Genomic DNA, 8,948 nt, shown 5'->3' with positions numbered 1-8,948 from the left:
GGTTGTGGGGGGGGGTTCCGTTCCGAGACAGGGGGACCTCCCCGGACGCGTTGTCCGGGGCCGCCTCCGTGTGCGTCGGGGGAGTGCCGGCGGGTCAGCCGCCCGCGGTGCCCGCCGTACGGCCGCGGCCCGTCGCCGGGCCCAGCGGCGCGGTGCGCGGCAGGCGGTCGGCGTGCGGCGGCCGGCGGCTGCCGGTCGGGGTGACCGGCGTCCGCTCGGAGCGGATGGTGTGCGACCGGTGCCTGCCGTCGGTGCCGCGGGAGGCGGTGCCGCCCCCGGACCGGCTGCCGGCGCCCACGGGCTCGCGGACCGGCAGCTCGTCGTCGACGGGGGACCGCGGCGCGCCCAGCGTGACGCCCGCCGGGAGCGGGGCCGGGGCGAGGACGGCGCGGCGCTCGCGCACCCGCCGCCACAGGTCCAGCAGCCAGACCTCGGCGCGGGCCATCAGCGGCTCGAACCAGGGCAGCACCAGCAGCACCATCAGACCCGCGGTCCAGCCGAGGGTGACGTCGCTCATCCAGTGCGTGCCCAGGTAGACGGTCGTCATCCCCACGCCCAGCGCCAGCAGCGCGGCGATCACCGAGGCGATCCGGCGGGCGTGCGGGGTGGTGGCCAGATAGGCGAGGACGCCCCAGGTCACCACGGCGTTCGCGGTGTGACCCGAGGGGAATATGTCGCCGCCGGCGAACATCTCGTTGGAGCCGATCGAGGTGGCGTAGTGCGGCCCGAGCCGGCCCATGCCGATCTTGGCGGCGCCCACGGTCGCGTTGAGCAGCAGCAACGAGGTGCCCAGCACCAGCAGCGGGCGCAGCGTCCTGCGCTTGTACGTGCACCAGCCCAGCCACGCGGCGACCGCCACGGCGGTCGGGCCGCGCTGGCCCAGGACCACGAAGTAGTCGAGGAACGTGTGGATCTCCGGCCACTGCTTGTACGGCCGGAAGAGCATGACCTGCCAGTCGAACCGCACCGGCCAGGACGTGGTGAGCACGCCGACCACGATCGCCACATAGACCACGGAGGTCGCCACGAAGATCCCCAGACGGGTCCGGGTCATCCGTGGTCGCACGGGATCGGTCGGGCGCTCCTCCGCTGGGACGAGCTCGTCGTTGGTACGCACTCAATCGACGTTACATTGCGTGACGGGAGGGTTCGGCCGATCGAGGCTCTTTGTGATGACGATGTGATGTGGAATGCGTCTCAACCGTGGCTCGGCACACGTTTGAAAGCGCCTCGCGGGAAAACCCTCAATGGTCCGTCGGTGAAGCCCGCCGTGATTGCGGGGTCGCTTAATTCATTTATACGCGGCGGTGTTTATCGGTGATCGGTCCGGGCGGTGTCCACCGCTCGGCCGCCCGCCCGGAAAATATGATCATGGAGGGCCGGAGCCGTGCAGCCAGAAGGCGCCGTACACCGCCGACGCGAGGGCCACCACCGCCACCACCGACGCCGCGCGTACCGTCCGTAGCCGGGCCAGCGCCACCGCCAGGGGCGCGAGCAGCGGGAACGCGGGCATCATCAGGCGCGGCTTGGAGCCGAAGTAGCCCTTCGCCGTCAGCGCCAGCAGCAGCACGGTGCCCGTGTAGACCAGCAGCGGCAGCGGCTGCCCCTGCCGCACCCCCGCCCGGTACAGCCACAGCACCAGGGCGACGCCGACGAGCAGGCCCAGACCGGCCGGGAACGCGGGGGAGGCCAGCAGCCCCCCGACGAAGGAGCCGAACGCCAGCCCGCCGTCGAAGCCGTTGCCCCAGCCGCCCTGGACGTCCAGGTAGCCCGTCGCCGCGCCGGTCCGCACGCCGACCCAGGCGACGTACCCCAGCCAGCCCAGGGGGGCCAGCGTCACGCCCAGCGGCATCCGCCCCGCCGGTGGCTCCTCGCCGCCCCGGCGGCGCGCGCGGACCAGCGTCACGGCCGCGGTGATCCACACGGCCGCCACCACCGCCGCGCCCACCGGACGGGTCAGCCCGGCCAGCGCCGCGGCCGTGCCCGCCCACACCCAGCGGCCGGTGAGCACCGCGTAGACGCTCCACGCGGCCAGCGCGGTGAAGAGCGACTCGGAGTAGGCCATGGACTGCACGACGCCGACCGGCAGCGCCGCCCACAGCACGACGAGGAGGACGCCGGCCCGCCGTCCGTACAGCCGGTCGCCGATCGCGAAGATCCCGCCGGCCGCGCACAGCGAGGCCACGGCGGAGACCACCAGGCCCGCGTCGTTCACCGAGAGCGGCACGAGCGCGGACAGCCCCCGCTCCAGCCACGGCAGCAGCGGGAAGAACGCCAGATCGGAATGGACCTTGCCGCCCGCGAGGTGCAGCGTGTACCCGTAGCCGTCCTCGGCGATCCGGGCGTACCAGAGGGAGTCCCAGCGGGCCGACAGCAGCTGATGCGGACTCTTGCCGTCCGCCAGCCCCCACAGCGCCAGCGCCACGATGCCCAGGGCCCGCACCGCCGCGTAGAGCAGCAAGGCGGGGACGGCCCGGCGCAGCGCGCCGCCGCCGGGCGGCGCGGGCGCGCCGGTGGCTGTGCCGGAGGGGGTGGCGAGAGAGGTCATCGGTCGATTGTCCCAGCCCCGGCGACGTGAGAGGGGCCACGTATGTTCCGGCGGGACTCGCGTACTCTGTCGACTCACTCGCCCCTCGACTCCGCCGGGGCCACAGTTCCCCGAAGGCCAGCGCGTGGCCGCGAGCGCACGACACGGAGGTGTGTGGATGTCCGGGACGACCACCGCCGGGCCCCGCCGGCCCGCCGGCGTTCCCCGGCAGCGGCTCCTGCCGCGCCGCGCGGAGGGCCGGACCGCCCCCGGGGCGAACCGGTGGACCGTGCTGGTCGTCCTCTGCGTCAGCCTGCTGCTCGTCGCCGTCGACGCCACCGTGCTCCACGTCGCGGTGCCCGCCCTCACCGAGGACCTGCGGCCGAGCGCGATCCAGCTGCTGTGGATCGTCGACGTCTACCCCCTCGTCTGCGCCGCGCTCCTCATCCTCTTCGGCACCCTCGGCGACCGGGTCGGTCGCCGCCGCGTGCTGCTGCTGGGCTACGGGCTCTTCGGCGTGGCCTCCTCGCTCGCCGCGCTGGCGACCGCCCCCGAGGTGCTCATCGCGGCCCGGGCCCTGCTGGGCGCCGGCGGGGCGATGATCATGCCGGCCACGCTGTCCATCCTCCGGCAGGTCTTCCCCGACCGACGGGAGCGGGCCGTGGCCATCGGCGTGTGGAGCGCGGTCGCCGCGGTCGGCGCGGCCCTCGGCCCGCTGCTCGGTGGATTCCTGCTGGAGCACTTCTGGTGGGGCTCGGTCTTCCTCATCAACATCCCGCTGATGGCGGTCAGCCTCCCCGTGGGGCGATGGCTGCTGCCCGAGTCGACCGGCGAGCGCGACGGCCCCTGGGACGTGCTCGGCGCGCTGATGGCGGCGTTCGGCCTGTTCGGCACGGTGTACGGCATCAAGCGGGTGGGCGGAGCCGACCCGCTGGCCCCGGGCACCGTCGTCCCGGCGGCGCTCGGCGTCGCGCTGCTCGTCCTCTTCGTCCGCCGCCAGCGGCGCCGCCGGCACCCCCTGGTCGACCTCACGATGTTCGCCCGGCCGGCCTTCGGCACCTCGGTGGGCTGCATCGTGCTCGCCATGCTGGCGCTGGTGGGCCTGGAGCTGGTGGCGGCGCAGTACCTCCAGCTGGTCCTCGGCCTCACCCCGCTCCAGACCGGTCTGCGGCTGCTGCCGCTCACGCTCGCCGCGATGGCGGCGGGGCTGGCCGGTTCCCGCGTCCTGCAACGCTTCGGACCGCGGGCCATGGTCGCCTCCGGATTCACCCTGACCGCCATGGCGGTGGCCTCGCTGACCGTGATGGGCGGCCGGGACCAGCCCGTCGTGCTGGTCGCGGGCTTCGTGGCGCTCGGCTTCGGCCTGGAGACCACGCTCTTCGGCGCGTACGAGTCCATGCTCAACGAGGCCCCCGCCCGGTCGGCGGGCGGCGCGGCCGCGATCGGCGAGACCTCCTACCAGCTGGGCGCCGGCATCGGCATCGCCCTGCTCGGCAGCGTCATGAACGCCGCCTACGCACCCGGGGTGGAGCGGGTGCCGGGCGTCCCCAGCGCCGCGGGCACGGCGGCCCGGCACTCCCTGGGCGAGGCCTACGCCGTCGCCGACCGGCTCGGCGGACCGGCGGGCACGGCCCTGCGCACCGCCGCCCGGGACGCGTTCGTCCACGGCCTCCACGTCACCCTGGCCGTGAGCGCGTGCCTGCTGTTCCTGGGCGCGCTGGCCGCGCTGCGCCTGCCGCGCGGCCTGGAGTGCGCGGCCCCCGAGGACGCGGAGCCGGCCCGCGCGGGCTCCGCGGGCTGACCCGGCTCCGGGGCCCGGGTCCGGACGCGCGGGTCTGGACGGATGCGGTTACCCGGCCGTAGCGTCGGGTCCGACGATGATCACCCCCGCACCCGCCGGAGGCCGACGTGTTCGACCCGCATGACCCGCTCGGCATCGACGACCTGCTGACCGACGAGGATCGGGCGATCCGCGACACCGTGCGCGCGTGGACCGCCGACCGCGTCCTGCCCCACGTCGCCGACTGGTACGAGCGCGGCGAGGTCCCCGGCATCCGGGAGCTCGCCCGGGAACTCGGCTCCCTCGGCGCCCTCGGCATGCAGCTGACCGGCTACGGCTGCGCCGGCGCCAGCGCCGTCCAGTACGGGCTGACCTGCCTGGAGGTGGAGGCCGCCGACTCCGGCGTCCGCTCGCTGGTCTCCGTCCAGGGCTCCCTCGCGATGTACGCCATCCACCGCTTCGGCTCCGAGGAGCAGAAGCGGCGCTGGCTGCCCGGCATGGCGGCCGGCGAGATCATCGGCTGCTTCGGGCTGACCGAGCCGGACCACGGCTCGGACCCGGGCGGCATGCGGACGTACGCCAAGCGCGACGCCGGCGGCGACTGGATCCTGACCGGCCGCAAGATGTGGATCACCAATGGCTCGGTGGCCGGTGTCGCCGTCGTGTGGGCGCGGACCGACGAGGGCATCCGCGGCTTCCTCGTCCCCACCGACCGGCCCGGCTTCTCCGCGCCGGAGATCAAGCACAAGTGGTCGCTGCGCGCCTCGGTCACCAGCGAGCTGGTGCTGGACGAGGTGCGGCTGCCCGCCGACGCCGTGCTGCCGGAGGTCACCGGGCTGCGCGGGCCGCTCGGCTGCCTGAACCACGCCCGCTACGGCATCGTGTGGGGCGCGATGGGCGCGGCGCGCAGCTGCTTCGAGGCGGCGCTGGAGTACTCCCGCGGCCGGGAGCAGTTCGGCCGGCCGATCGCCGGCTTCCAGCTCACCCAGGCCAAGCTGGCCGACATGGCGGTGGAACTGCACAAGGGCATCCTGCTCGCCCACCACCTGGGGCGGCGGATGGACGCGGGGCGGCTGCGGCCGGAGCAGGTGAGCTTCGGGAAGCTGAACAACGTGCGGGAGGCGATCGAGATCTGCCGGACGGCCCGGACGATCCTGGGTGCCAACGGGATCTCGCTGGAGTACCCGGTGATGCGGCATGCGACGAACCTGGAGTCGGTGCTCACCTACGAGGGCACCGTGGAGATGCACCAGTTGGTGCTCGGCAAAGCGCTCACCGGCGTCGACGCGTTCCGGTGAGCTCCCGCTGACCGCGGCGGGCGGCGGTTTCGTACCTGATCGGCTCCGGTCGGTCAGCTCTGGTTGAAGAAGCCGCCGTTCGCCCGGCCGCCGTGCTCGCCGCTGACGACCTTGTAGTCGGCGGGGGTGAGCAGGAAGACGCGGTTGGCGACGCGCTCGATCGAACCGCGCAGCCCGAAGGTCAGGCCGGCCGCGAAGTCCACGACGCGCTTGGCGTCGCTGGGCTCCATGGCGGTGAGGTTGACGATCACCGGGACGCCCTCGCGGAACAGCTCGCCGATGCCGCGGGCGTCCCGGAAGCCGTCCGGGGTGACCGTGGCGATGCGGGTGCCCTGCTCCTGCGCGACCTCGTCGGCCACCCGGACCTTGGGGTTGGTCACCCAGGAGTCGCCGCCGTGCCCGGGCCCCTCGTCGGAGTCCTCCTCGTAGCCGCCGTAGTAGCCCTCGTCATCGCTGTCGTCGACGAGGCCAAGCCACGCACTCGCCTTGCGCACCGATCCCATGGACGCCTCCTCTCACACGCGGTGTGTTCCGCCCGCTCCTCTATGGTCGTCCATGATGCGGATGATGTGCCAAGTGGATGGCGGCCATGCGGGGATTTCGTGACGCATCTGGTGCAAAGCGGGTGGCGGTGCGTCAGAAACTCCTATGAGTGGACCGCAGGCGTTGGACCTGGGCATATGCGGCACAGTGCGGACGGAGCGGGTTCCGGCCCAGCACGATTGTCCCCGCTGACTAGGATGCCCGGGCACATCGACACCACACACGGGGGCACGTTTTGTTCGGGATCATCAGGCCATGCCGTCACCGGCTGTCCGAGAGCATGCGAACGGAGTGGATGGCCCATCTCTGCGGGCTCTGCTTGGCACTGAAGGCCGATCACGGGCAGTTCGCTCGAATAGCCACCAACTACGACGGTCTGGTCATATCCGTGCTCGTCGAGGCGCAGTCGGCGCCCGCCGAGGAGGACGGGACGGCCGGGTCCCGGCGGCGCACGGCGGGGCCCTGCCCGTTGCGCGGGATGCGGTCCGCGCCCGTGGCGCAGGGCGAGGGCGCGCGGTTGGCCGCGTCGGTCTCACTCGTCCTGGCGTCCGCCAAGATGCGCGACCATGTCACGGACGGGGACGGCGTGTTGGCTCGCCGTCCGGTCGCGGCGGCGGCCCGGCGGATCGCCGCCCAGTGGGACCGGGCGGCTGCCCGTACGGGATCGGAACTGGGCTTCGACACGGCCGTTCTGGTCGACGCGGTCGAACGGCAGGCGGGGATCGAGGCGCTGGCCGTCGGCGGCACCTCGCTGCTGGAGGTGACCGAACCCACCGAGACGGCCACCGCCGCCGCCTTCGCGCACACCGCCGTGCTGGCCGGGCGGCCGGGCAACCGCGAGCCGCTGGCGGAGGCGGGCCGGCTCTTCGGCCGGCTCGCCCATCTCCTGGACGCCGTCGAGGATCTGGACGAGGACGCCCGCACCGGCGCGTGGAACCCCGTCGCCGTCACCGGCACCGATCTCGCCGAGGTGCGGCGGCTGTGCGACGACGCGGTCCACGGCGTACGGCTGGCGCTGCGCGACGTCGAGTTCGCGAGCAGGGAGCAGGGCCGGCTCGCCCACATCCTGCTGGCGCACGAGCTGGAGCGGTCCGTGGACCGGGTGTTCGCCCAGGGCGGCTGCGCGACCACCGGGCACACGGAGCACCCGCACGACACGGAGGCGTCCCACGGGCCGTACGGCGCGCCGCCCATGCCGCCGCCGCCCGCCCCGCCCCGGCCGCCGGGGCGGCGGCGCGGGCTGATCGCCGGCTGCGCCGTGTGGACCGGGCTGTTCTGCACGGGGCAGGTGTGCTGCAAGGACCCCTACTCGGACCCGTGGGACGGGCGGCCGCGCGAGGCATGGTGCGCCAAGTGCTGTGACAACTGTGATGGTTGTGATGGCTGCGGTGACTGCTGCAACTGCTGTGACTGTTGCAGCAATTGCTGTGACGGCTGCGACTGTGGGTGCGACTGCGGCTGTAGTTGATCGCCGAGGAAGGAGAAGAGAGAAGGAGAAGAGAGGGGCGTATCCGGGAAGGCGGCGGTGCCGGGCGCCGAGGGGCGCGCCGGCGGGCGGGGTCAGCCCGTACAGGAGGCGGACCACACCCGACCGAAGTCGATGTGGTCGCGGGTGACCAGCCGCTGCCGTGGTCGCATGGGCCCAAGTGGAGCAGGAGATCCGTTTCTCCGTCAACTCCCGTCCCGCACACCGCCGTCGTGCGGGCGGGAGACCGATCGGGGTTGACAGCGTGCCGTGCGTCCGGCATAGCCTCGACCCCCGGCCGTGCTGAGGGGCGCGGCCCGGGTGAAGGCGGCACGTCCGTGCCCGATCCGCATCCACGGAGCCTTCGCATGCCCGAACCCACCCTTCCCCTCCACCTCTCCGTCGCCATCGACCGCCCCGGCACCCATGACGCCGCGCCCTTCGTCCGGGCCGCGCGGCTCGCGGAGCGGGGGCGGCTGGACTTCGTCACGCTCGACGACCCCGCCGGGCCGTCCGGGCGCGGCGCCGGCCGGCCGGACGCGCTCGCGGTGCTCGCCCGTGTGGCGCCCGCCACCGAACGCATCGGCCTGGTGCCGACGGTGACCGCCTCCCGCGCCGAACCCTTACCCCTCGCCACGGCCCTCGCCGCCCTCGACCGGGCGAGCCGGGGCCGGGCCGGCTGGACCGTGGCCGTGTCCGGCGGCGGGACCGGGGCCCGGCCGTCCGCCCGGCGCCCGGCGCCCTCGGCGGCGGCATGGCGGGAGGCGGAGGCGGTCGCCGGCGCCGTCGCCCGGCGCTGGGACGAGGACCGCGTGCCCCGGCCCGTCGTCGCGGTCGGGGCCGGCACCCCGCAGGCCCGGGACGTCGCCGCCCGCCACGCCGGAGTGGCCTTCGTGCCCGCCGCGCACCCCGGCGACGCCCACACCGTCCGGGCCGCCCGCGACGACCTGCGCCGGCGGCTGCGCGACCACGGCCGCGACCCCGCCACCGGCGCCGGCCGGATCGTCGTCCTTGCCTCCCTGCCGATCGCGCTGTACGCGACGGCGGACGCCGTCGCCCTCGCCCATCTCGTCGGCGACTGGTACGCCGACGGGGTGGCCGACGGCTTCCACTTCCGGCCCCGGGACCCGGACCGCGATCTGCCGCTGCTCGTCGACGGCACCGTGCCCGTGCTCCAGCACCGCGGTCTGTTACGGGTCTTCTATCCGGGCGGCACCCTCCGCGAGCACCTCTGCCTGCCCCGTTCCGCCCCCTGCCGCGCGCCCGTGAGCAGGACGGCGTGACGCGCGCCCCGCGCGAGCACCCCCGACCCGCCCGGCCGGTATGGAAGGGTTG

7 protein-coding genes are annotated in these 8,948 nt (G+C 74.2%); 4 read left to right on the top strand and 3 right to left on the bottom strand.

The features are described from left to right. Positions 1-94 precede the first annotated feature (94 nt). Both AC07BS_RS11100 and AC07BS_RS11095 read right to left on the bottom strand, forming a co-directional pair. Positions 95-1,117 (bottom strand): phosphatase PAP2 family protein, encoded by a 1,023-nt coding sequence (locus tag AC07BS_RS11100; protein ID WP_478644990.1) that lies wholly within the window; start codon positions 1,115-1,117, stop codon positions 95-97. 252 nt (positions 1,118-1,369) lie between these two features. Beyond that, positions 1,370-2,548 (bottom strand): glycosyltransferase family 39 protein, encoded by a 1,179-nt coding sequence (locus AC07BS_RS11095; RefSeq protein ID WP_478644987.1) that lies wholly within the window; start codon positions 2,546-2,548, stop codon positions 1,370-1,372. 157 nt (positions 2,549-2,705) lie between these two features. Here AC07BS_RS11095 and AC07BS_RS11090 point away from each other — a divergent pair, with 157 nt between their 5' ends. Both AC07BS_RS11090 and AC07BS_RS11085 read left to right on the top strand, forming a co-directional pair. Further along, positions 2,706-4,328 carry an MFS transporter gene (locus AC07BS_RS11090; protein WP_478931491.1) on the top strand — a complete coding sequence of 541 codons (1,623 nt, stop codon included), beginning with the start codon at positions 2,706-2,708 and terminating at the stop codon, positions 4,326-4,328. A gap of 107 nt (positions 4,329-4,435) precedes the next feature. Beyond that, entirely contained in the window at positions 4,436-5,605 is a 1,170-nt protein-coding gene (locus AC07BS_RS11085) for an acyl-CoA dehydrogenase family protein (protein ID WP_478644982.1), read from the top strand. A gap of 53 nt (positions 5,606-5,658) precedes the next feature. On the opposite strand, the gene AC07BS_RS11080 is transcribed toward AC07BS_RS11085, so the two are convergent. After that, positions 5,659-6,108, bottom strand: a complete 450-nt coding sequence (locus tag AC07BS_RS11080) for a cell division protein SepF (protein ID WP_478644979.1) — start codon at positions 6,106-6,108, stop codon at positions 5,659-5,661. Between the two features lie 275 nt (positions 6,109-6,383). Here AC07BS_RS11080 and AC07BS_RS11075 point away from each other — a divergent pair, with 275 nt between their 5' ends. Both AC07BS_RS11075 and AC07BS_RS11070 read left to right on the top strand, forming a co-directional pair. Then, on the top strand, positions 6,384-7,616 hold the full coding sequence (locus AC07BS_RS11075; RefSeq protein WP_478931489.1) for a DUF5685 family protein: 1,233 nt from the start codon (positions 6,384-6,386) through the stop codon (positions 7,614-7,616). Positions 7,617-7,981: 365 nt separating this feature from the next. Continuing rightward, entirely contained in the window at positions 7,982-8,896 is a 915-nt protein-coding gene (locus tag AC07BS_RS11070; protein ID WP_478931487.1) for an LLM class flavin-dependent oxidoreductase, read from the top strand. Positions 8,897-8,948: the final 52 nt, after the last annotated feature.

This window comes from Streptomyces sp. NPDC044063, assembly GCF_056434285.1.
This window is presented reverse-complemented; position numbering and strand designations above follow the sequence as displayed.

Coding starts and splice junctions, on each gene's coding strand:
- AC07BS_RS11090 (WP_478931491.1), top strand. CDS start 2,706: ATGTCCGGGACGACCACCGCCGGGCCCCGCCGGCCCGCCGGCGTTCCC.
- AC07BS_RS11095 (WP_478644987.1), bottom strand. CDS start 2,548: ATGACCTCTCTCGCCACCCCCTCCGGCACAGCCACCGGCGCGCCCGCG.
- AC07BS_RS11070 (WP_478931487.1), top strand. CDS start 7,982: ATGCCCGAACCCACCCTTCCCCTCCACCTCTCCGTCGCCATCGACCGC.
- AC07BS_RS11080 (WP_478644979.1), bottom strand. CDS start 6,108: ATGGGATCGGTGCGCAAGGCGAGTGCGTGGCTTGGCCTCGTCGACGAC.